At 63.2% G+C, this 21,233-nt stretch carries 18 protein-coding genes and 4 tRNA genes; 5 read left to right on the top strand and 17 right to left on the bottom strand.

The annotated features are described in order from the left end of the window. Positions 1–37: 37 nt before the first annotated feature. The 16 genes from rpoB to ABIB38_RS02435 all read right to left on the bottom strand — a co-directional run bounded on the left by rpoB (position 38) and on the right by ABIB38_RS02435 (position 15,744). Positions 38–4,147 (bottom strand): DNA-directed RNA polymerase subunit beta, encoded by a 4,110-nt coding sequence (gene rpoB, locus ABIB38_RS02510; RefSeq protein WP_429201477.1) that lies wholly within the window; start codon positions 4,145–4,147, stop codon positions 38–40. Between the two features lie 299 nt (positions 4,148–4,446). Then, positions 4,447–4,824 carry a 50S ribosomal protein L7/L12 gene (gene rplL, locus ABIB38_RS02505; RefSeq protein ID WP_290425720.1) on the bottom strand — a complete coding sequence of 126 codons (378 nt, stop codon included), beginning with the start codon at positions 4,822–4,824 and terminating at the stop codon, positions 4,447–4,449. A 60-nt stretch (positions 4,825–4,884) separates the two neighbouring features. Next, entirely contained in the window at positions 4,885–5,415 is a 531-nt protein-coding gene (gene rplJ / locus ABIB38_RS02500; protein ID WP_429201475.1) for a 50S ribosomal protein L10, read from the bottom strand. A gap of 327 nt (positions 5,416–5,742) precedes the next feature. Continuing rightward, positions 5,743–6,444, bottom strand: a complete 702-nt coding sequence (gene rplA, locus ABIB38_RS02495; protein WP_429201473.1) for a 50S ribosomal protein L1 — start codon at positions 6,442–6,444, stop codon at positions 5,743–5,745. Further along, positions 6,444–6,875, bottom strand: coding sequence for a 50S ribosomal protein L11 (rplK, locus tag ABIB38_RS02490; protein ID WP_429201472.1), 432 nt, complete (start codon positions 6,873–6,875; stop codon positions 6,444–6,446). Before rplK ends, rplA begins: the two co-directional genes overlap by 1 nt. A gap of 111 nt (positions 6,876–6,986) precedes the next feature. Next, a complete protein-coding gene (gene nusG, locus ABIB38_RS02485; RefSeq protein WP_429201470.1) occupies positions 6,987–7,607 on the bottom strand; it encodes a transcription termination/antitermination protein NusG in 621 nt (206 codons plus the stop codon). A 1-nt stretch (position 7,608) separates the two neighbouring features. After that, the gene (secE, locus tag ABIB38_RS02480; RefSeq protein WP_429201468.1) at positions 7,609–7,995 is read right to left on the bottom strand and encodes a preprotein translocase subunit SecE; all 387 of its coding nucleotides are present in this window, start codon (positions 7,993–7,995) and stop codon (positions 7,609–7,611) included. A 36-nt stretch (positions 7,996–8,031) separates the two neighbouring features. Continuing rightward, positions 8,032–8,107, bottom strand: a tRNA-Trp gene (locus ABIB38_RS02475). A gap of 108 nt (positions 8,108–8,215) precedes the next feature. Then, positions 8,216–9,406: an elongation factor Tu gene (gene tuf, locus ABIB38_RS02470; RefSeq protein WP_429201466.1), complete on the bottom strand. Its 1,191-nt coding sequence runs from the start codon at positions 9,404–9,406 to the stop codon at positions 8,216–8,218. An 85-nt stretch (positions 9,407–9,491) separates the two neighbouring features. After that, positions 9,492–9,566, bottom strand: a tRNA-Thr gene (locus ABIB38_RS02465). Positions 9,567–9,599: 33 nt separating this feature from the next. Next, positions 9,600–9,673: transfer RNA gene (locus tag ABIB38_RS02460), tRNA-Gly, on the bottom strand. A 38-nt stretch (positions 9,674–9,711) separates the two neighbouring features. Beyond that, positions 9,712–9,796: transfer RNA gene (locus ABIB38_RS02455), tRNA-Tyr, on the bottom strand. 320 nt (positions 9,797–10,116) lie between these two features. Then, positions 10,117–11,661 (bottom strand): HDOD domain-containing protein, encoded by a 1,545-nt coding sequence (locus ABIB38_RS02450; protein WP_429201464.1) that lies wholly within the window; start codon positions 11,659–11,661, stop codon positions 10,117–10,119. A 13-nt stretch (positions 11,662–11,674) separates the two neighbouring features. Further along, positions 11,675–13,321, bottom strand: a complete 1,647-nt coding sequence (locus tag ABIB38_RS02445; RefSeq protein WP_429201462.1) for a response regulator — start codon at positions 13,319–13,321, stop codon at positions 11,675–11,677. Between the two features lie 179 nt (positions 13,322–13,500). Next, a complete protein-coding gene (locus tag ABIB38_RS02440; protein ID WP_429201460.1) occupies positions 13,501–14,463 on the bottom strand; it encodes a J domain-containing protein in 963 nt (320 codons plus the stop codon). Positions 14,464–14,595: 132 nt separating this feature from the next. Then, positions 14,596–15,744: a class I SAM-dependent methyltransferase gene (locus tag ABIB38_RS02435; protein ID WP_429201458.1), complete on the bottom strand. Its 1,149-nt coding sequence runs from the start codon at positions 15,742–15,744 to the stop codon at positions 14,596–14,598. Between the two features lie 57 nt (positions 15,745–15,801). Here ABIB38_RS02435 and ABIB38_RS02430 point away from each other — a divergent pair, with 57 nt between their 5' ends. The 5 genes from ABIB38_RS02430 to ABIB38_RS02410 all read left to right on the top strand — a co-directional run bounded on the left by ABIB38_RS02430 (position 15,802) and on the right by ABIB38_RS02410 (position 19,391). Continuing rightward, the gene (locus ABIB38_RS02430) at positions 15,802–16,599 is read left to right on the top strand and encodes an SDR family oxidoreductase (RefSeq protein WP_429201456.1); all 798 of its coding nucleotides are present in this window, start codon (positions 15,802–15,804) and stop codon (positions 16,597–16,599) included. Positions 16,600–16,608: 9 nt separating this feature from the next. Then, positions 16,609–17,007, top strand: a complete 399-nt coding sequence (locus tag ABIB38_RS02425; protein ID WP_429201454.1) for a dihydroneopterin aldolase — start codon at positions 16,609–16,611, stop codon at positions 17,005–17,007. Further along, positions 17,004–17,951: a tRNA 2-thiocytidine(32) synthetase TtcA gene (gene ttcA / locus ABIB38_RS02420; protein WP_429201453.1), complete on the top strand. Its 948-nt coding sequence runs from the start codon at positions 17,004–17,006 to the stop codon at positions 17,949–17,951. The genes ABIB38_RS02425 and ttcA overlap by 4 nt, the downstream gene beginning before the upstream one ends. 102 nt (positions 17,952–18,053) lie before the next feature. Further along, positions 18,054–18,809, top strand: a complete 756-nt coding sequence (locus tag ABIB38_RS02415; protein ID WP_429201451.1) for a 2'-5' RNA ligase family protein — start codon at positions 18,054–18,056, stop codon at positions 18,807–18,809. A 48-nt stretch (positions 18,810–18,857) separates the two neighbouring features. Then, the gene (locus ABIB38_RS02410; protein WP_429201450.1) at positions 18,858–19,391 is read left to right on the top strand and encodes a SixA phosphatase family protein; all 534 of its coding nucleotides are present in this window, start codon (positions 18,858–18,860) and stop codon (positions 19,389–19,391) included. A 52-nt stretch (positions 19,392–19,443) separates the two neighbouring features. Here ABIB38_RS02410 and ABIB38_RS02405 read toward each other — a convergent pair whose 3' ends face one another. Further along, positions 19,444–21,213 (bottom strand): M14 family metallopeptidase, encoded by a 1,770-nt coding sequence (locus ABIB38_RS02405; RefSeq protein ID WP_429201448.1) that lies wholly within the window; start codon positions 21,211–21,213, stop codon positions 19,444–19,446. Between the last annotated feature and the right edge of the window lie 20 nt (positions 21,214–21,233).

The raw sequence follows: 21,233 nt of genomic DNA, 5'->3' as shown, positions 1-21,233 counted from the left end.
GGCCAAGCCCGAAGGCTGGCGGCCATGCTGGCCCTGCTTAGTTGCGCTCGAGATCGATGTCGATACCCAGCGAACGGATTTCCTTGACCAGCACGTTGAACGATTCCGGCATGCCCGCGTCGATCACGTGGTCGCCCTTGACCAGGTTCTCGTACACCTTGGTACGGCCGTTCACGTCATCCGACTTCACAGTCAGCATTTCCTGCAGCACGTACGATGCGCCGTACGCTTCCAGTGCCCACACCTCCATCTCACCGAAGCGCTGGCCACCGAACTGGGCTTTACCGCCCAGCGGCTGCTGCGTCACCAGCGAGTACGGGCCGGTCGAACGCGCGTGCATCTTGTCGTCGACCAGGTGGTGCAGCTTCAGCATGTGCATGAAGCCGACGGTGACCTTGCGCTCGAACGCTTCGCCGGTGCGGCCGTCGAACATGGTGACCTGGTTCTTCGACGGCGTCATGCCCAGATGGGCAGCGATGTCGTCCGGGAACGCCAGGTCCAGCATGCGGCGGATGTCTTCCTCGTGGGCGCCGTCGAACACCGGGGTCGCGAACGGCACGCCGTTCTGGAGGTTGCTCGCCAGGGTCAGGATTTCTTCATCGCTGAAGCTGTCCAGGTCTTCCTTGCGGCCGGTTTCGTTGTAGATCTTGCCCAGGAAGGTGCGCACGTCTTGCGCCTTCGCTTGCGCCTGCAGCATTTCGCCGATGCGCCAGCCCAGGCCCTTCGCAGCCCAGCCGAGGTGGGTTTCCAGGATCTGACCGACGTTCATACGCGACGGAACGCCCAGCGGGTTCAGCACGACGTCGGCAGGACGACCGTCCGCCATGAACGGCATGTCTTCCACCGGCACGATACGCGAGACCACACCCTTGTTACCGTGGCGGCCCGCCATCTTGTCGCCCGACTGCAGGCGGCGCTTGACGGCCAGGTAGACCTTGACCATCTTTTGCACGCCAGGCTGCAGCTCGTCGCCTTGCGTCAGCTTCTTGCGCTTCTCTTCGAAGGCCAGGTCGAACTGGTGACGCTTCTCGTTGATCGATTCCTTGATCGCTTCCAGCGCGTTCGCGGTGTCGTCATCGGCCGGACGAATGTCGAACCAGTGGAACTTGTCCAGGTCCGCCAGGTATTCCGAGGTGATCGCCGCGCCCTTGGCCAGCTTCTTCGGACCGCCGTTGACGATCTTGCCGACCAGCATACGCTCCAGACGCTCGAAGGCATCGCCTTCCACGATACGCATCTGGTCGTTCAGGTCCAGGCGGAAACGCTTCAGCTCGTCGTCGATGATCTGCTGGGCGCGCTTGTCGCGCTGGATGCCTTCGCGGGTGAACACTTGCACGTCGATCACGGTGCCGACCATGCCCGAAGGCACGCGCAGCGAGGTGTCTTTCACGTCCGACGCTTTTTCGCCGAAGATCGCGCGCAGCAGTTTTTCTTCCGGCGTCAGCTGGGTCTCGCCTTTCGGGGTGACCTTACCGACCAGCACGTCGCCAGCCTGCACTTCGGCGCCGATGTAGACGATGCCCGATTCATCCAGGCGCGCCAGCTGGTTTTCCGCCAGGTTCGAGATGTCGCGGGTGATTTCTTCCGCGCCCAGCTTGGTGTCACGGGCGACGACGCTCAGTTCCTCGATGTGGATCGAGGTGTAGCGGTCGTCCTTGACCACGTTTTCCGAGATCAGGATCGAGTCTTCGAAGTTCAGGCCGTTCCACGGCATGAACGCCACCAGCATGTTCTGACCCAGTGCCAGCTCGCCCAGGTCGGTCGATGCGCCATCGGCGATCACGTCGCCACGGGCAACGCGGTCGCCAACCTGCACGATCGGACGCTGGTTGATGTTGGTGTTCTGGTTCGAACGGGTGTACTTGATCAGGTTGTAGATGTCGACGCCGACTTCGCCAGCCTGCGCTTCATCGTCGTTCACGCGAATGACCACGCGACCGGCGTCGATGTAGTCGACCACGCCGCCACGCAGAGCCTGCACGGTGGTGCCCGAGTCGACCGCGACGGTGCGCTCGATGCCGGTGCCGACCACGGCTTTCTCCGGACGCAGGCAAGGCACGGCCTGGCGCTGCATGTTGGCGCCCATCAGTGCACGGTTCGCGTCATCGTGCTCCAGGAACGGAATCAGGGAAGCTGCGACCGACACGATCTGGCCCGGGGCGACGTCCATGTACTGGATGCGCTCTGGCGAGACCAGGATCGTTTCGCCGGCTTCACGCGCCGAGACCAGTTCGTCGACCAGACGGCCTTCTTCGCTGATCGCCGCGTTCGCCTGGGCGATGATGTAGCGGCCTTCTTCGATCGCCGACAGGTATTCGATCTTGTCGGTGACTTTCGAATCCTCGACCTTGCGGTACGGGGTTTCCAGGAAGCCGTATTCGTTCAGGCGGGCGTACAGAGCCAGCGAGTTGATCAGGCCGATGTTCGGGCCTTCAGGCGTTTCGATCGGGCACACGCGGCCGTAGTGGGTCGGGTGCACGTCGCGCACCTCGAAGCCGGCGCGTTCGCGGGTCAGGCCGCCCGGTCCCAGTGCCGAGACGCGGCGCTTGTGGGTCACTTCCGACAGCGGGTTGGTCTGGTCCATGAACTGCGACAGCTGCGACGAACCGAAGAATTCGCGGATCGCGGCCGAGATCGGCTTGCTGTTGATCAGGTCGTGCGGCATCAGGTTGTCCGCTTCGGCCTGGCCGAGGCGTTCCTTGACGGCGCGTTCCACGCGCACCAGGCCGGCACGGAACTGGTTCTCCGCCAGTTCGCCGACGCAACGCACGCGGCGGTTGCCCAGGTGATCGATGTCGTCGACTTCGCCGCGGCCATTGCGCAGCTCGACCAGGATCTTGATCACGGCCAGGATGTCTTCGTTCGACAGGGTCATGTCGCCGGTCAGTTCGTCACGGCCGATACGGCGGTTGAACTTCATGCGGCCGACAGCCGACAGGTCGTAGCGTTCCGGCATGTAGAACAGGCCGTTGAACAGGGCTTCCACCGATTCTTCGGTTGGCGGCTCGCCAGGACGCATCATGCGGTAGATCGCCACGCGTGCGGCGGTCTGGTCGGCGGTGTCGTCGGTGCGCAGGGTCTGCGAGATGTAGGCGCCCTGGTCCAGATCGTTGGTGTACAGCGTCTGGATCTCGGTCACGCCGGCGTCGCGCAGCTTGCCCAGCAGTTCTTCGGTCAGCTCGTCGTTGGCCACGGCGATGATCTCGCCGGTGTCCTGGTCGACGATGTTCTTGGCCAGCACACGGCCCAGCAGGTAATCCTCTGGCACCGAGATCGACTTGATGCCGGCGGCTTCGATGTCGCGCACGTGCTTGGCGTTGATGCGCTTGTCCTTGGTGACGATGGTCTTGCCCGACTTCGGATCGACGATGTCGAAGCGCGCGACTTCGCCGCGCAGGCGCTCGGAGACGAACTCGAGTTCGCCGCCGTCGTTACGCAGGGTGAAGTTGTCGAAGACGAAGAAGTTCGCCAGGATCTGCTCCGGCGTCATGCCGATGGCCTTCAGCAGGATCGTGACCGGCATCTTGCGGCGACGGTCGACGCGGAAGAACAGAATGTCTTTCGGGTCGAACTCGAAGTCCAGCCACGAACCGCGGTAAGGAATGATGCGGGCCGAGAACAGCAGCTTGCCCGACGAGTGGGTCTTGCCACGGTCGTGTTCGAAGAACACGCCAGGCGAACGGTGCAGCTGGGAGACGATGACGCGCTCGGTGCCGTTGATCACGAACGAACCGTTCGTGGTCATCAGCGGCAGTTCGCCCATATAGACTTCCTGCTCTTTCATTTCCTTGACGACTGGCTTGGTCGGCGATTCCTTGTCCAGGATCACCAGGCGCACCTTGGCGCGCAGCGGCGACGCGAAGGTCAGGCCACGCTGCTGGCACTCTTTCACGTCAAACGCGGGGTCGCCCAGCACATACGACAGGAACTCGAGGCGCGCAAAACCATTGTGCGACACGATAGGGAAAATCGAGGAGAAGGCCGATTGCAGGCCTTCGCTCTTACGCGAGGACGGGACGGAATCGGCCTGCAGGAAGTTCTCGTAGGATTCCAGCTGGGTAGCCAGCAGGTAAGGAACGTTGTGAACGTTGGCGCGCTTCGCGAACGACTTGCGAATGCGCTTCTTCTCAGTAAATGAGTAGTGCATGGACACTCCGTGAGTGACAGAAAGGATGGAGAATTCAGGAATTGCCAGTGGCGAACGCCACTACCACACGCAAGCCCTGAAGTCTCTTACTCTTTCGCGCCAGATGAAAAGGACAAGCAAACTGCTGTGATACGATGCTGCTGAAACGGGGCATTACTTATTCCCTGCCGCCATGTAAACCGCGACGTTTGCCGCAGGGACGACAAAAGAGCCAAAGCAGCATCCCCTGCCTTCCGGCAGGTTTTGCAAGCTTTGACTCCCGCGCTGGGCACTCTTAACAAGTGCCCGGTGCATATGGATTACTTCAGTTCGGCCTTGGCGCCAGCTTCTTCCAGCTTCTTCTTGGCGGCTTCAGCGTCAGCTTTCGGCAGGGCTTCTTTCACGGTCTTCGGTGCGCCGTCGACCACGTCCTTGGCTTCTTTCAGGCCCAGACCGGTGATTTCGCGGACGGCCTTGATGACGCCGACCTTGTTCGCGCCGACTTCGGTCAGCACGACGTTGAATTCGGTCTGCTCTTCAGCAGCAGCTGCACCGCCAGCGGCGCCGCCAGCTGCCGGTGCTGCCATTGCAGCTGCCGACACGCCGAACTTCTCTTCGAATGCCTTGACCAGTTCGTTCAGGTCCATGACGGACATTTCGCTCACTGCGTTCAGGATATCGTCTTTGCTAATTGCCATTTGAAACTCCAGTTTTGATTTGTGTGTAGTTCAGTTAGTACTTGAGAAAAAAGGCTGCGCTTAAGCTGCAGCGGTTTCTTCGGCTGCCGGAGCGGCCTCGGAACCTTCGCCTTTTTTCGCTGCCAGTGCAGCCAGACCACGTGCAAAGCCCGACACCGGTGCCAGCATGACGCCCAACAGCTGCGAGATGAGGACTTCACGGGACGGAATGCTTGCCAACGCGGTAACGCCAGCTACGTCGAGCTGCTTACCTGCGTAGTTACCGGCTTTGATGACCAGCTTGTCGTTGGTTTTAGCGAAGTCGTTGATGACTTTTGCTGCTGCAACGGCGTCGTCCGAGATCGAGTAGATCAGCGGACCGGTCATGGAATCAGCCAGCGAGGCAAACTGCGTGCCTTCGACAGAGCGGCGAGCCAGCGTGTTCTTCAGAACACGCAGGTACACGCCCTGGGCACGTGCGGTTGCACGGAGCTTGGTCAAGTGACTAACCTGGATGCCACGGTACTCAGCCACGACGATGGTTTGCGCAGATGCTACTTTTGCGGAAACTTCTTCGACGACGGCCTTTTTGTCATTCAGATTAAGACCCACGGTCAATCTCCTTAAATGATATGAACGGATGTCCATATCGGTTCGAACACACGGCGTCCGAAGTTAAGAAGTCTTAAAACTGAGCGGATGAACTCACACAGCTGGACTACAAAACTTGTTCGGGTACACCATCTGCGTTGGGTGGTCTATTAACCGTCAGCTCAACCTCTGCTTTCGGCCCAACGGTCTTTGATTGCCTGCCGGAGCGATATTTAGCCCCGACAGCCCAAAGATGCGCGCCACAATTGTGACGACTTAATACGGTAGAGCAACTTGGATCCCCGCCTGCGCGGGGACGACGGTGCAAGCACCGTCGCTTGGATCCAGTTAGGCAGCAGCCGAGATCGAAGCGTGATCGACACGGACGCCAGCGCCCATGGTCGACGACAGGGCGACCTTACGCAGGTACACGCCTTTCGAGGTGGCCGGCTTGGCCTTGTTCAGGGCGTCGATCAGGGCGACCAGGTTGGTCTTCAGATCTGCGTCGCTGAACGACTTGCGGCCGATGGTCGCGTGGACGATGCCTGCCTTGTCGGTACGGTACTGGACCTGACCGGCTTTGGCGTTCTTGACGGCGGTAGCGACGTCCGGGGTCACGGTGCCGACTTTCGGGTTCGGCATCAGGCCGCGTGGGCCCAGGATCTGACCCAGGGTACCGACGATACGCATGGTGTCCGGCGAAGCGATGACGATGTCGAACGGCATGTCGCCGGCCTTCACGCGCTCTGCCAGGTCTTCCATGCCGACCACGTCGGCGCCGGCTGCCTTGGCAGCTTCGGCCTTGTCGCCCGAAGCGAACACGGCGACGCGCACGGTCTTGCCGGTGCCAGCTGGCAGCACGACCGAACCGCGGACGACCTGGTCCGACTTCTTCGGGTCCACGCCCAGTTGAACGGCGACGTCGATCGACTCGTTGAACTTGGCGGTGGCGAATTCCTTGATGAGCGACACAGCGTTGTCGAACTCATAGACCTTGTTACGGTCCACTTTTGCTTTGATTGCTTTGACGCGCTTGGACAGCTTAGCCATTACACACCCTCCACCGTGATGCCCATCGAACGTGCCGAGCCAGCGATGATACGCACTGCTGCGTCCATGTCGGCGGCGGTCAGGTCCGGCTGCTTGGTTTTTGCGATTTCTTCAGCTTGCGCGCGGGTCAGCTTGGCAACCTTGTCGGTGTGCGGCTTGGCCGAGCCCTTGGTGATGCCGGCGGCTTTCTTGATCAGGTAGGTTGCCGGCGGGGTCTTCATCACGAAGGTGAAGGACTTGTCGGCGAACGCGGTGATCACGACCGGGATCGGCATGCCTGGTTCCATACCCTGGGTCTGCGCGTTGAACGCCTTGCAGAATTCCATGATGTTCAGGCCACGCTGACCGAGTGCAGGACCGATCGGTGGGGATGGGTTTGCCTTACCAGCTGCAACTTGCAGCTTGATAAAGCCAATGATTTTCTTTGCCATGTCTGGCTCCTATCTTGACTTGAGTAGTAGCGCCCCACCACGACTACTCGTCTCGGCGGGGCTCCTCTTACCGGATTCCGCCTAGCTGCTGCGACGCTCCGATTAAAGCGTTTAGACTTTCTCTACCTGCCCGAACTCCAGTTCCACCGGAGTCGAGCGGCCGAAGATGGTGACTGAGACACGCACCTTCGATTTCTCGTAGTTGACTTCCTCGACGTTGCCGTTGAAGTCGGTGAACGGGCCTTCCTTGATGCGGACTTGTTCGCCCACTTCGTACAGCACTTTTGGCCGTGGCTTTTCGACGCCCTCTTGCACCTGCTGCATGATCTTGTCGATCTCGCGCGTTGGGATCGGCGTCGGCTTGTTCGATTTGCCGCCGATGAAGCCGGTGACCTTGCTGGTGTTCTTCACCAGGTGCCAGGTTTCGTCGGTCATTTCCATCTCAACCAGCACGTAGCCCGGGAAGAAGCGGCGCTCGGAAACGGCTTTGGAACCGTTGCGCATCTCGACGACTTCCTCGGTCGGCACCAGGATCTGGCCGAACTGTTCTTGCATGCCGGCGCGCTCGACGCGCTCGGTCAGTGCGCGCATCACGCTCTTTTCCATGCCCGAATAGACATGGACGACGTACCAGCGCTTGTTGCTGACCGGGACGCTCAGCGGCGCAGCCGCAGCGTCTTGTGCCGGGACTTCGCCCGGCACAGGTGCATTGTCTTGCACGTTATCGCTCATGTTATTTCCAACCCAGGACAAAGTCGTACAACAGGAGCTCGAGAATTTTATCCGTGCCCCACAGGAAAATCGCCATCACGACCACGAAGGCAAACACGATGCCGGTGATCTGCATGGCTTCGCGGCGGGTAGGCCAGACGACCTTCTTGGTCTCGCGCACCGACTCCTTGGCGAAGCTCAGGAAATCACGACCAGTGGTGGAAGTCCACAAAAGCAGGACGGCAAAAACTAAACCAGCCACGAGGGCGCCTGCGGCGACCAAGGCTGGTTTGTTCTGGCCAGTCAGGTAGAAGAACCCGACGACGCCTGCAATCGCTGCAACCACCGCCAGCGCGACCTTGAACTTGTCATTCGAGGTGCTGACAGTTTGCACGGATTGATTAGACATTCTTCTTTACTTTCGGTGCCGCGCACCAGAATTCGGTGGCAGGGGCGGAGGGAATCGAACCCGCGACCTTCGGTTTTGGAGACCGACGCTCTGCCAATTGAGCTACACCCCTACGAAAACTTTGCTGCTGAATCCAACATTATACAACAAGCGCGCGCTCGCTGGCAATGCTGTTTGAGGGAAACAGAAATGCTTCTGCTTCCCTCTATCACCCGACTACTTAGGCGAGGATCTTGGCAACCACGCCGGCGCCGACGGTACGGCCGCCTTCGCGGATTGCGAAGCGCAGACCTTCTTCCATCGCGATCGGTGCGATCAGCTTGACGGTGATCGAGACGTTGTCGCCTGGCATGACCATTTCTTTGTCTGCTGGCAGTTCGATCGAACCGGTCACGTCAGTCGTACGGAAGTAGAACTGAGGACGATAGTTGTTGAAGAATGGGGTGTGACGGCCGCCTTCGTCTTTCGACAGGACGTAGATCTCACCGGTGAAGTGGTTGTGCGGCTTGATCGAACCTGGTTTTGCCAGGACTTGACCACGTTGCACGTCTTCACGCTTGGTACCGCGCAGCAGCAGGCCGACGTTGTCGCCAGCTTGACCCTGGTCCAGCAGCTTGCGGAACATTTCCACGCCGGTGCAGGTGGTCTTGACGGTGTCGACGATACCGACGATTTCGATCTCTTCGCCGACTTTGACAACGCCGCGCTCGACACGACCGGTGACGACGGTGCCGCGACCCGAGATCGAGAACACGTCTTCGACTGGCATCAGGAAGGCGCCGTCCACAGCGCGCTCTGGCGTTGGGATGTAGGTGTCCAGGGCTTCAGCCAGGCGGGTGATGCACTCTTCGCCCATTTCGCCTGGTTTGCCTTCGAGGGCCATACGTGCCGAACCCTTGATGATTGGCACGTCGTCGCCTGGGAACTCGTATTTCGACAGGAGCTCGCGCACTTCCATTTCGACCAGTTCCAGCAGTTCCGCGTCGTCGACCAGGTCGCACTTGTTCAGGAACACGATGATGTATGGAACGCCAACCTGACGCGCCAGCAGGATGTGCTCGCGGGTCTGTGGCATCGGGCCGTCGGCGGCCGAGCACACCAGGATCGCGCCGTCCATCTGCGCTGCACCGGTAATCATGTTCTTGATGTAGTCGGCGTGGCCTGGGCAGTCAACGTGCGCGTAGTGACGGTTTTCGGTTTCGTACTCGACGTGCGCGGTGTTGATGGTGATGCCGCGTGCTTTTTCTTCCGGAGCCGCGTCGATCTGGTCGTAGGCCTTGGCTTCGCCGCCGAATTTCTTCGACAGGACGGTAGCGATTGCAGCCGTCAGGGTGGTTTTACCGTGGTCAACGTGACCGATGGTGCCGACGTTCACGTGCGGCTTGGTCCGTTCGAATTTACCTTTTGCCATTTCAGACTCCTAAGATCTAACGATATTTTGGGGATTACCAGGCACACCTGACGGACGAGTGCAACGCGACTGCCGTACAAAATTCTGGTGCCCTTGACGTGGATTGAACACGTGGCCTCTCCCTTACCAAGGGAGTGCTCTACCACTGAGCTACAAGGGCTGATTTTTGCGATGTAGAAACCACCGCACACACTGGAGCGGGTGAAGGGAATCGAACCCTCGTCGTAAGCTTGGAAGGCTTCTGCTCTACCATTGAGCTACACCCGCGAGGTACAACTTCAAATTCGACTTCACGATCTTCTTTTTGGTGGTGGGGGCTGGATTCGAACCAGCGTACTCAGAGAGGGCAGATTTACAGTCTGCTGCCTTTAACCACTCGGCCACCCCACCGCGAAGAACCGCAGAGTATGAAGCAAGCTCAACGTACTGTCAATCAGGTTTTGGTAGAAGATTTTCTACTTCACCTGACAGCGTTGCTTCGGGGCGTGATTGTAACGGCCGGACTGTAAAGCTGCAAGGGTGATTTTGCCAAGTGCGAAAAAATCTTCATGAACCGATCTGGAATTGTTCCGCCGGCACCTCGGCATGACCAGACAATGTCGTTCCCGCGCAGGCGGGAACCCAAGTCTTTGTGCTCAGTGTCGAGGCAAGAACAAGATGATGAGGCGTGCAACGCAATGAGGTTCCCGCCTTCGGGGGAACGACGTCGATCAAGGCTGAGGGTGGTTCGCATCCGCCGGCGCCAGCGCCGTCAGCGCCTGCGCCTTGAGCGCCTTGATCAGCGCCGTCTCGTCCTGCGCCAGGCCCTCGGGCGCGGGGAAGATGCGGTCGGCGTAGATCAGCCCTACCCTGGCCTTGCCGACCACCAGCGGCAGCACGATGAAGCTCTCGGCGTCCGGCAGCAGGGTCTTGTACCAGGCCGGCAGCAGGTCGCGGATCTTGGGGCTGAAGGCGTCCGCGATCATCATGTCGGCGTCGTTTTCCAAGGCCAGATGGAACACGTCGCGGGTAAAGGCGCAAGGGAATACGAAGCCGTCCTGCAGGTCGACGCTGCCCTCGCCCAGCGACACCCGCGCGCGGAACTGTCCGGTGCGCGCATCGCGCAGGCACACGGTGGCGAACCGGAATCCCAGCGCGCCGTACAGGGTTTCGAGCACGGCATTGACCACGTCGTTGACGCCGGCGCCGGATCCGCCCAGCAGGGTCACGTCCTGCACGCCCGCCAGCAGCAGGTCGCGCGCATTCTTCGGCTTGCCGCTGGGGTGGAACTCGCCCTCGTCGTCCTCGCCCGCATCCAGGGTGGCTAGCGCCAGCACGTTCGGCAGGCTGCTGCCGGCTTTCGGATCGGTCTTCGGGGCGCGCTCCATGTTCATGCTCTGCAGCATGCCGTTCATGCCTTCCTGCGCCACGTCGAACAGGGCCGCCAGGCGCGGCGCATCGACGCCGAGCGCCATGCCGTAGCGCGCGAGCAGCACGCCGGCCTCGGGCGAGGTCGCCGGATCGTGGCAGCGCCCCATCAGGCGCGCCACGTCGCGGCTGAAGGCGGCCACCTGCCGCATCCATTCGTCGCGGTCGGCAGCCACCTCGAGCGGCCCCGGAGGAAGGGCCGCCTGCGCCCGCACGATCAACTCCGGCATCTGCCACTCGCGCAAGATCGCCCCTGACAGGGTCTCAAAGCTGCAGCCCAAGATCAGTTGCGCAGCTTGGCTTGAGCTGTGCTTGCCGGCCGCCACGAGCGCGGCGATTTCCCGGTAGCGCTCGGGTTCGTGACTGGCCAGCAGCAGCGGACCCAGGTTCTTGAACAGCGCGCAGATCGCCGCCTCCTCGGCGCCGGGGATCGGGCTGTGGCGCGCCAGCTCGCGGCCGACCAGGCTGGCGCACAGGGCGGCTTCGAGCTCCACCCGCACGCCGTGCTCGGCGGTGTCGAGCGCATCGACCAGCAGCATCGCCAGCGCGGCGGCGCGCACATTGTCGAAGCCGAGCAGGGAAATGGCGCGCGAGATCGTCGTCACCGGCGTACCGGACAGGGTACGGTACTGGACCGTGTTGGACAGGCGCAGGATACGCTGGGTCAGGGCGACGTCGGACACCACGTAATACGCGAGGTCGGCCGTGCCCAGGTCGTCGCTATACCCCATGCCGATCACCTGCGTGACGGCGCCGCCCAGGGTGAACATGCGTTCGGTGCCGCTGAGTTGTCGCATCAGGGCGGGTCGCACGCGGCGCACAGCGCCGTCCTGGAAGATGTCGGCCATGGTGTCGATCCGCTCAGCCGGCCTTGCGCAGCGGCGCGCCCGCGTGCGCGCCCTGTTTGTATTGTTTCAGCACCTGCTGGTGCAGCGCCGCCAGCGCCGGCAGCTTGGGATTGAGCGGGTCGAGCTTGCGCACATTGCCGACCAGGCCCGGCACCTGCGCGCCGAGACGGTTGTCCCAGCCCTCGTGCTCGAGGCAGCGCAGCACCGCCAGCGCGGCATTGAAGGCCACCGCCGGATTGCTCGGCAACTTGGTGGCCGCTTCCAGCATCAGCCTCACCGCGCCGTGGTAGTCGCCGTCCTTGGCGCGCGCGGCGCCGCCGGCGACCAGGTCGACCACCTGCTGGCGGCTCTGCTGGGCGAGGGTCTGCGCCAGCTCGCTTCTACCGGCCTGTTCCAGCACGCCCATGGCGCGCGAGACCATGGTGTCGCTCGAGGCATTGCTCATCACCTCGCGCACGATCTCGGAAGCGCCTTCTTCGCGGCCATTGTCGATGCAGGTACGCGCCAGCTCGAGCTTGAGCTCGGGCGACAGATTGGGCGCATCCTTGCTTGACGCCAGGGCCGTGTCCAGCGCTTCGCCCAGGCGCTGCTCATTGCCGGTGTACTCGTGCACCAGGGCCGAGGCGATCGCGCTGCACAGCGCGGTGTTGGCGCGCCCGCCCATCGTGCGGTCGAGGTCGCGCACCACGGCGGCGGCCCCGACGGGATCGCCCTTGTGCACCAGTGTGCGCACCAGCTTGACGTGATCTTCGGGGTCGCGGAATTCGGAATATTTGGCCTTGGCCACCACCTGGCGCAAGGATTTTTCGGCGGTATCGACGTCGCCCGCCTCGAAGGCGGTGTCGGCCAGGGTGCGCAAGCGCCGCACCGCATGCGGCGACACCGCCACTGCCTCGCTCAGCACGGACTGCGATTTCTGCAATTCGCCGACCGCCGCATGGGTGCGCGCCAGCCAGTCATAGGCATCGACGAAGTTGCGGTTGGTGTCGACCAGTTCTTCCAGGATGTCGCGCGTCTCGGTGAACTGCTTGCGCACGAAGAGCGTCTTGGCCAGGCCAAGCCGGGCCCAGGCGATCGCCTTGATCTCGATCAGGTGGCGATAGATCGGCTCGGCCTGGTCGGCCTGGCCCAGGAACATGTGCAGCTCGGCGCGCAGGCGCAGGAAGTCGACCGCGTAGCGCGGGTGCAGGCGCTGGCCTTCGACGCAGGCGGCGATCGCATCGATCTGGTCGCCCGCTTCCATCAGGGTGTGCACCGGCAGGAAGGCATTGCGCTTGTCGAGGGCGCGTGCGATGCGCTCGAGCAGGCGATCGGCGGTGAACGGCTTGAGGATGTAGTCGGTCGGCGCCAGTTCGGCCGCGCTGACCACCTTGCTGTGGTTGCCTTCGGCGGTGACCATGAAGAACATGGTGGCCAGCTTCATCAGCTTGTGGTGGCGCAGGTCTTCCAGCAGTTGCTGGCCATCCTGGCCGCCTTCGAGGTCGTATTCGCACAGGATCAGGTCGAACTGGCGCAGGCCCAGGTGCTTGACAGCCTGGTTGGCGTTACTGGCGTGCTCGATCCGGGTCAGGCCGCACAGCGTGAGCATGCTGTGGATGCTGGTCCGCATCCCCGCGTGGGGCTCGATGATCAGGGCCGTCAGGCCTTCCAGTTCGTTCATGATGTTCCGTATAAGCCTGCGTTGGGCGTGGCGCCGCGGCTGCATGGGCGCGCGGCATCGGCCAGTATATTACGGCGAGGAACGAAAATAATGCAATTGGGTAAGTACTGACACGAGAAAGCGTCAGCACGCCGAAAAAACGACAGCCTGTTTATGGAAGCCAGCTTGTCAAGGCCCGCTTATTGAACATCGGCCGCGGCCTGGCGCAGGGCCGTATGGCGGCTGTCGCATTCGGACTTGCTGGCGCCGTCGACCACGTTCTGGTAACGCACCTCGTACTTGCCGGCGGCCAGCCTGTCGAAGGTGAAGTTCGAGCGCTGCTGCACGAAGGCGTGCCTGACGTTGGCGCGGCGGTCGAGGTCGTACAGCTTGACGAACACCGGCGCCGCGTTGGCGCTGTTGTCGATCACGACCTGCATCTCCGCCCCCTCGTTGCCGACCGGGTAGCCGGGCAGGTAGGACGATTCGAGCGGCCACGGATCGCCGCTGGGCGACGCCAGGGTCTGCAGGTCGGTGCTGCAGTCGGGGGCGCGGGCCGGCACCGCCAGCTGGGTGACGGCGAGCGCGCGCACCTCGGGCGGCGGGCCCTTGGCGCCGTCCGGACCGATGCGGCGGGCCCAGTCGTCACCGCTGGCGTCGACGCCCAATGCGTCGGCGCGGCCGGTCTTGATGGGGTCTGGCTGGGCAATGCCGCCCCAGGCCAGCGCGCTGGGGATAATGTTCGGCTGTTGTTCGATCATCAGCACGGCGACGACGGCGCCGGCCACGAAGCAGCCCGACATGCCGAGCCACCAGCGCGGATCGCGCCACAATCGCTTGCGGCGCGGCCTGGGCGGCGGCTGCCCATCCCAGTTGTCGCCGTTCTTGCGCGGCTGGCCTTCCTTGGCGCTCGAGCTTTCCAGCCACTCGACTTCCCACTCCTCGGCGGCGATCCATTCGTCGTGCTCCTTGCGGCGCACGGGATCGGACAGGACGTTGTAGGCGGTATTGACGACCGCCATGATGCGGGCGGACTTTTCGTCGCCCGGATTCTTGTCAGGGTGATATTTTTGGCTCAGGGCCTTGTAGGAAGCACGAATGACTTCCTGGGGCGCATGACGCGACACCTTCAGGTTGTCATAATGTGTGTGAATCTTGCCCATGATCTGTCAAGTCTACCCGCTTCTACCCTGCGCGTTTTGTCTGTCCTCGGCCGAAGCCCGTCATGTGACGAGACGCGGGAATATCGCACAGCTTAGCCGGATTTGTATCCGCTGTGCAAGATATCATAAAGTCTACAAGCGATGGCTGCGGTCCGCATGCACGATTGCGTCCGGCAATTCTACGTCCTGTCCGACCACCAGCACCTTGAACAATTCGCCCATTTCAGCTGGAGACACCAGCTTTTGCACGGCCCGCGACAGGGGCAGGAACTGCCTGGCGTCGTTGGGGTCGTTTTCCAGCAACAGTTCACCGATCCCGGCGCCGAGCAGGAAGGCGGCCTGGCTCATATAGGCCAGCACCGGCAGGCCGGCATCCTGGGACGCCAGCGCCATCGCCGTGAAATCGACATGGGCCGTGATGTCCTGCAGGCCGGGCAAGTAAAAGGGGTCCGGGTGCGCGTGGTGGCGGTAATGACACATCAAGGTGCCGCCGATGCGCTGGTCGAGGTAATACTCGTGGGCCGGGAAGCCGTAGTCGACCAGGATGGCGGCGCCGCGGCCGCCCGCGAACATCGCCGCCAGCGAGCGCATGAAGCCGGCGCCAACCGGGTGCAGTTCGGTCACATAGCCCTCGATCATCTGCTCGTGGTCAGGCACCTGGCGCGCCAGCTGCGCGGCCAGTTCGTCGCCCAGCGGCGCCTGGACGAAGGCGAAGGCGCCGTCCTCGACCGTGACCATTTGCCGGCGCCAGCCGTCGCGGGTACGGATCACCAGCTCGACCGGCATGGCGTCGAGCACCTCGTTGGCCAGCACCACGCCGCTGAACCGGTCCGGCATGGCGTCCAGCCAGCGCATCTGCGGCAGATCGGCCAGGTTGGCTTGCTGGCGCGCGCGCAGTTCGCCGGACAACTCGATGATGGTGTAGGAACGCACAGGAACGCCAATGCGCGCCAGAGCAGTGATGACGTCGCGCGCCAGGCGGCCGGTGCCGGCGCCGAACTCGATGATGTCGGGCGCGCTTTGGGCGATAATAGCGGCTGCCACGCGCGCCACGGCCGCCCCGAACAGCGGCGTCATCTCGGGCGCGGTGGTGAAATCGCCGCTCGCGCCGAGCTTGGCCGCGCCGCCGCTGTAATACCCGAGCCTGGGCGCGTACAGCGCCAGTTCCATGAAACGAGAGAATGCGATCGCGCCGCCGTGCTGTGCGATGTCAGCGGCGATCAGTTGTTGCAGGGAATGGGACGCGGCCAGGGCGTCAGGTTCGGGTGCGGGCAAGGACATGCCGGCATTGTAGCCAGAATAGCTTTTATCAACAATTTACAGCCTTCGACCATATCAATGACGGACAGCCCTTCGATTTCCCTGCCCCGGGTCGCGCTGGTGACCGGCGCCGGCCGCCGCCTCGGCCGCGCGATCGCGCTCGGCCTGGCCCAGGCCGGATGGGATCTCGCCCTGCACTACCGCCATTCCGAAAGCGACGCCATCGCGACGCGCGACGCCATCCTGGCGCTTGGCCGGCGCGCCGCGCTGCTGCAATGCGACCTGGCCGACGAGGCGGCGGTGCGGCAACTGGTCGGCCAGGCCAGCGCCGCGCTGGGGCCGCTGTCTTGCGTCGTCAACAACGCTTCGTTGTTTGAATACGACAGCGCCACCGAGTTCTCCTGGCAGCTGCTCAATGCCCATATGCAGGCGAACGTGGCCGCGCCGGTGCTGCTGGCGCAGGAATTGCACGCCGCCACCCCGGACGGGCGACAGGCCGTCGTGGTCAACTTGCTGGACCAGAAACTGTACAATCTCAACCCGGATTTTCTGTCGTACACGCTGTCCAAGGCGGCCCTGCACACGGCGACCACGATGCTGGCGCAGGCGCTGGCGCCGAAGGTGCGCGTGGTCGGCGTCGCCCCCGGCATCACGATGGTCTCGGGCGACCAGAGCGAGCAAGGCTTCGCCGCGGCGCACCAGATGACGCCGCTGCAGCGCTCGTCGACCCCGCAGGACATCGCCGACGCCGTGGTCTACGCCGCATCGGCGCGCGCGCTGACCGGCACCACCCTGCTGGTCGATGGCGGCCAGCACCTGATGCCGCTGAGCCGCGACGTGATGTTCCTGACCGAATCGAATAACTCCCACAAATAAGGCTATCCCATGTTGTCCGCCCTGTCCCACCCGAGCTTGCGCGATTGCCGCCGGCTGTTCCTGCGCAATTACGAAGTGATGATCAATATCGGCGTGCACGATTTCGAGAAGAAGGGCGAGCAGCGTGTCCTGATCAATGTCGAGCTGTACATTCCGCTGGAGCTGTCGACGCCGAAGGCCGACCAGCTGGCGGAAGTGGTCGACTACGACTTCATGCGCGAGACCATTGCCCAGCGCATCGCCAAGGGCCACATCCACCTGCAGGAAACCCTGTGCGACGACGTGGTCAAGGCGATGCTGGCGCACCCGCGCGTGCGCGCCGCCGGTGTCTCGACGATGAAGCCGGATGTGTATGCCGACTGCGAAGGCGTCGGCGTTGAAGTGTTCCAGATCAAGGAAGCAGCATGAACGAAACCGTAGTCGAGCGCGTCGTGGAAGCGGACTTCCCGACCGCAGGCGTCGAAGTCGACGTCAAGAAGCAAGAGAAGATCGCGCACGAGAACAACAAGCTGCACAAGCGCCTGTGCCGCCTGGTGGGCCAGGCGATCGGCGACTTCAACATGATCGAGGATGGCGACAAGGTGATGGTCTGCCTGTCGGGCGGCAAGGACAGCTACGCCCTGCTCGACATCCTGCTCACGCTGCGCGAGCGCGCGCCGATCCACTTCGACATCGTCGCGGTCAACCTCGACCAGAAGCAGCCGAACTTTCCGGCGCATATTCTCCCGGCCTACCTGGACAAGCTCGGCGTGCCCTATCACATCGAAAACCAGGACACCTACAGCATCGTCAAGCGCCTGGTCCCGGAAGGCAAGACCACCTGCTCGCTGTGCTCGCGCCTGCGGCGCGGCATCCTGTACCGCGTGGCCGATGAACTCGGCTGCAACAAGATCGCGCTGGGCCACCACCGCGACGACATCCTCGAGACCTTCTTCCTGAACATGTTCTTCGGCGGTAAGCTGAAGGGCATGCCGGCCAAGCTGGTGTCGGACGACGGCAAGCACATGGTGATCCGCCCGATGGCCTACGTGAAGGAAGCCGACACCGAGCGCTACGCCGAAGTGAAGGGTTTCCCGATCATCCCGTGCGACCTGTGCGGCTCGCAGGAAAACCTGCAGAGAAAGCAAATCAAGAACATGCTGCGCGAGTGGGAAAAGAAGCATCCGGGCCGGGTCGAGAATATCTTCTCGTCGCTGTCGACCGTGGTGCCGTCGCATTTGCAGGACCGCGATCTGTTCGACTTCGTTGGCCTCAAGACCGATGGCGTGCCCAATCCCCTGGGCGACATCGCGTTCGACGAGGAGCCGTGTTCGACGCCGGCCACGAACACGATTTCGCTAACGCAGCTCTGACGACCGCGTAGGATGAAAGCAGAGGCCGGGCCTCTGCTTTTTTTTCGTCCCGTTTTTCGTCCCGTGTTTTGTCCCCGTTTTTTGTCTCGATCGTACGAAGCGATGACTGACATCTCCGGCAGCAGCCTGCAGGCCCATTACGACACGATGTGGGAGCACGCTTTCGGCGCGATCGCGCGTGGAGAGGTGGACTGCGACACGCGTCTTGCCGCGGGTCCCGACCCGCGCCGCGGCATCAGCCTGATCGCGCGTCCCGACCCCTCGCTGCAAACCCGCATCGACAGCCTGCTGGACCGCCTGGCGGGCGCCGAGCCGCGGCAGTATCGTTACCCGGCAGCCGATCTGCACATGACGATCCTGTCGCTGCTGACCGCCGGCGCCGGCGTCGCCATCCACCCGGCGCTGGTGGACGACTATCTGGCCGCGGTCCGGGCCGCCGTGGACGGCATCGAGGCGATCGACATCGACTTCGGCGGCATCGCGCTGTCGCGCGGCGCGGTGATGGCGCGCGGTGTTGCACGCGGACCAGTGCTGGAAATCTTGCGCGAGCGTCTGCGCACCGCCTTGCGCGAGCGGGGCCTCGACGGCGCGCTCGACCGGCGCTATCGCCTGGTGACCGCGCATATGACGCTGTTTCGTTTCACCGAGCCCTTGCGCGATGCGGCGCGATTTGCCGCACTGCTCCACGCACTGCGCGACGCACCGCTGGGCGTCATGCGCATCGAGCAGGCCGAACTGGTGGTCAATGACTGGTATATGTCCAGTGAGTCACTGGTCCGGGTGGCAACGCTGCCCCTCGCCGCGCCGCAGTGGGATGCTAGGATCCATGACGGTCCTTTCCCAGATATCCAAGCCTGAGTTCCGCCGTGCTACGCTGGCGTCACCTTCACCTTCGAGAAAACCGCGATGCGCCTGCCTTTGCGCCGAACCCCACGCCTGCTGCGAAATATTTCCATTGCCCTTGCCGTGCTCCTGCCTGGCGCGGCGCTGGCCGAGCCCAGCGCGATCTACCTCGTGCGTCATGGCGAAAAGGCCAGCATCGGCAAGGACCCGGCCCTGACGCCGCAAGGCCATCTGCGCGCGCAACACATCGCGGCGATCCTGTACCGCACCGGCATCCAGGCCATTTTCAGCACGCCGACCGCGCGCACGCTGCAGACCGCGCAGCCGCTGGCGCAGCAGCTGGGGTTGCAGGTCGCGCAGTACGACCCGGCCCTGCCCAAAGCGCTGGTCGACCAGGTGAAGGCGCTGCGCGGACCCGTGCTGGTGGTCGGTCACTCGAACACCTTGCCGGAACTGGTGCGCCTGTTCGGCGGCGAGCCCGGCCTCGACATCGGGGACGACGAGTACGACCGTCTCTACCAGCTCACGCCGCAGGCCAGCGGCGCGGTCAGGACGATCATCCTGAGCTCGCCGCCCGCATCCGCCGTCCCACCCTGAATATCCAGAGCGTCATTGCAGATGTGACGCCCGAAAACGACGCACTACCGGGTCAGGGAGCGACGTTCGCGCGCAGCACCGGATACAGGTTCAGGCGCTCGTCGTACGACGAATGGCGCTTGGCGAAGAATTCCAGGCGCGCCTGCGGGTTCCTGGCGAAGGCCGGATCGCTGTCCAGGCGTTCCTGGAAAGCCTTGGCCACGGCCGGATCGGCCGCCATCTGCTCGCGCGCGACCTCTTCGGCCACGTAGTCTTCCAGGTACTCCTTGCGCTCGAAGGCCGTGTTGAACGCGCCCCAGGCCAGCAGCGAATCCGGCGCCTGCGGCTCCAGCATCGCCACCACCAGGCGCGCCTTCGGCTGCGCGATCGGCACGAACAGCGAGCCTGCCGCAACCGGACGCGCTTCCGCCGTCCACTTGCCTTCCACCGTCAGGCGCTGGTGGCCTTCGACCGAAGCGGCGGCCAGGGTGGCCTTGGCGGCGCGGAAGGTCTCTGCTTCGTAGCGCTCGACCGTCTTGTCCAGCTTGCGGAACTCGACGCCGTGCTGGCGCAGCTTCTCGCCCACGATCGCGGCGTAGGCGGCGGGGACGATGTAACCGGCGCGCGGCGCGGTGATCTGGAAATCGGCCACGATGTCCTGCCACAGCGGCACGCGCCATACCTGCGGGCGGGTTTCGTCGTAGCGCGTCATCAGGGCGCCTGAGACTTCCGACGGCGTGCGGGTGTAGGCGTAGCCGTTGAAATCGACCATCTCCTTCTTGTCGGAGGCCTTGTACGACAGCGCCACCGGCTGGTTGCCCAGCTTGGCGGCGCGCGCGTCGGCCGCATACGCGGCCTGCTGCCATTGTTTGCCGTTCTTCGCCACCTGGTCGAGCACCGACACCACGGTGTTGCGGGTGATGCGCACGCGCACCGGGTACTCCTTCCACGAGTGGGTTTCGACCAGCATCGCCATGCGGTTGCGCAGCTGGAAGTAGCCGGTCGAGAAGCGCGGATCGGACACGTTGTCCATGAAGCCCGACATCGGGTCGTCATGCTTCACGAACGACATGTAATAGGACTGCGGCGTCGAGCCTTCTTTGGCGATGTCCTTGATCACGTTGGTGCGCAGAGCCAGGCCGGCCTTGCGCAATCCCGGGTCGCCCGAATACACCGGCTCGACCTGGATCGAGATATCGTGCTGGAACTTGGCGCCGTTGGTCGCGTGCAGGTCGACGTAGACCAGCGGATCCCAGGCGTTCACCAGCGCCAGCATGGCCTGCATCTCGGGCGCGTCGGCCTTCAGGTAGTCGCGGTTCAGGTTGTAGTTCTGGGCGGTGGTGCGCCAGCCCATCTCGACCGGGCCTCGCTGGTTCGGGCGGTTCCACTTGCCGAAGCGCTCATGGCCATCGACGTTGAACACCGGGACGAAAATGAACACCTGCTTGTCGAGCGCGCCCTTGGCCGCGCGGCCTTCGAGCGCTTCGCGCAGCGCCAGGAAGCCGGCGTCCTTGCCGTCGATCTCGCCGGCATGGATGCCGCCCTGCATCAGGGTCACGGGCAGGCCCTGCTGCTTCGCCGCCTGCGGGGTGAACACGCCCTTGCCGTTCACGACCAGCGCCTTCATCGGGCGGCCTTCCGGCGTGATGCCGAAATCGATGCACTGCACCTGCTTCGGGTACGCCTGCTGGTACGCGGCGCACAGCGCGATCGTCTCGTCGTAGCGGCCGGTAGCGGTGAAGCCCGAGCGCTCCGACACGGTGGTCAGGTCGGGGGCGGCATGGGCAGACTGGCTGAGGGGAATGGCCGACAACAGGGCCAGCAGTAACGCAGAACGGATCATCGACAAGCTCCGGCAAGGAC

The organism is Massilia sp. UYP11 (assembly GCF_050434805.1).
Taxonomy (GTDB): Bacteria; Pseudomonadota; Gammaproteobacteria; order Burkholderiales; family Burkholderiaceae_D; genus Telluria.
Note: the sequence above shows the minus strand (reverse complement) of the source record. Positions and strands in the feature narration are given on the sequence as shown.

Coding starts and splice junctions, on each gene's coding strand:
- rpoB (WP_429201477.1), bottom strand. CDS start 4,147: ATGCACTACTCATTTACTGAGAAGAAGCGCATTCGCAAGTCGTTCGCG.
- rplL (WP_290425720.1), bottom strand. CDS start 4,824: ATGGCAATTAGCAAAGACGATATCCTGAACGCAGTGAGCGAAATGTCC.
- rplA (WP_429201473.1), bottom strand. CDS start 6,444: ATGGCTAAGCTGTCCAAGCGCGTCAAAGCAATCAAAGCAAAAGTGGAC.
- rplK (WP_429201472.1), bottom strand. CDS start 6,875: ATGGCAAAGAAAATCATTGGCTTTATCAAGCTGCAAGTTGCAGCTGGT.
- nusG (WP_429201470.1), bottom strand. CDS start 7,607: ATGAGCGATAACGTGCAAGACAATGCACCTGTGCCGGGCGAAGTCCCG.
- secE (WP_429201468.1), bottom strand. CDS start 7,995: ATGTCTAATCAATCCGTGCAAACTGTCAGCACCTCGAATGACAAGTTC.
- tuf (WP_429201466.1), bottom strand. CDS start 9,406: ATGGCAAAAGGTAAATTCGAACGGACCAAGCCGCACGTGAACGTCGGC.
- ABIB38_RS02450 (WP_429201464.1), bottom strand. CDS start 11,661: ATGGCCGACATCTTCCAGGACGGCGCTGTGCGCCGCGTGCGACCCGCC.
- ABIB38_RS02445 (WP_429201462.1), bottom strand. CDS start 13,321: ATGAACGAACTGGAAGGCCTGACGGCCCTGATCATCGAGCCCCACGCG.
- ABIB38_RS02440 (WP_429201460.1), bottom strand. CDS start 14,463: ATGGGCAAGATTCACACACATTATGACAACCTGAAGGTGTCGCGTCAT.
- ABIB38_RS02435 (WP_429201458.1), bottom strand. CDS start 15,744: ATGTCCTTGCCCGCACCCGAACCTGACGCCCTGGCCGCGTCCCATTCC.
- ABIB38_RS02430 (WP_429201456.1), top strand. CDS start 15,802: ATGACGGACAGCCCTTCGATTTCCCTGCCCCGGGTCGCGCTGGTGACC.
- ABIB38_RS02425 (WP_429201454.1), top strand. CDS start 16,609: ATGTTGTCCGCCCTGTCCCACCCGAGCTTGCGCGATTGCCGCCGGCTG.
- ttcA (WP_429201453.1), top strand. CDS start 17,004: ATGAACGAAACCGTAGTCGAGCGCGTCGTGGAAGCGGACTTCCCGACC.
- ABIB38_RS02415 (WP_429201451.1), top strand. CDS start 18,054: ATGACTGACATCTCCGGCAGCAGCCTGCAGGCCCATTACGACACGATG.
- ABIB38_RS02410 (WP_429201450.1), top strand. CDS start 18,858: ATGCGCCTGCCTTTGCGCCGAACCCCACGCCTGCTGCGAAATATTTCC.
- ABIB38_RS02405 (WP_429201448.1), bottom strand. CDS start 21,213: ATGATCCGTTCTGCGTTACTGCTGGCCCTGTTGTCGGCCATTCCCCTC.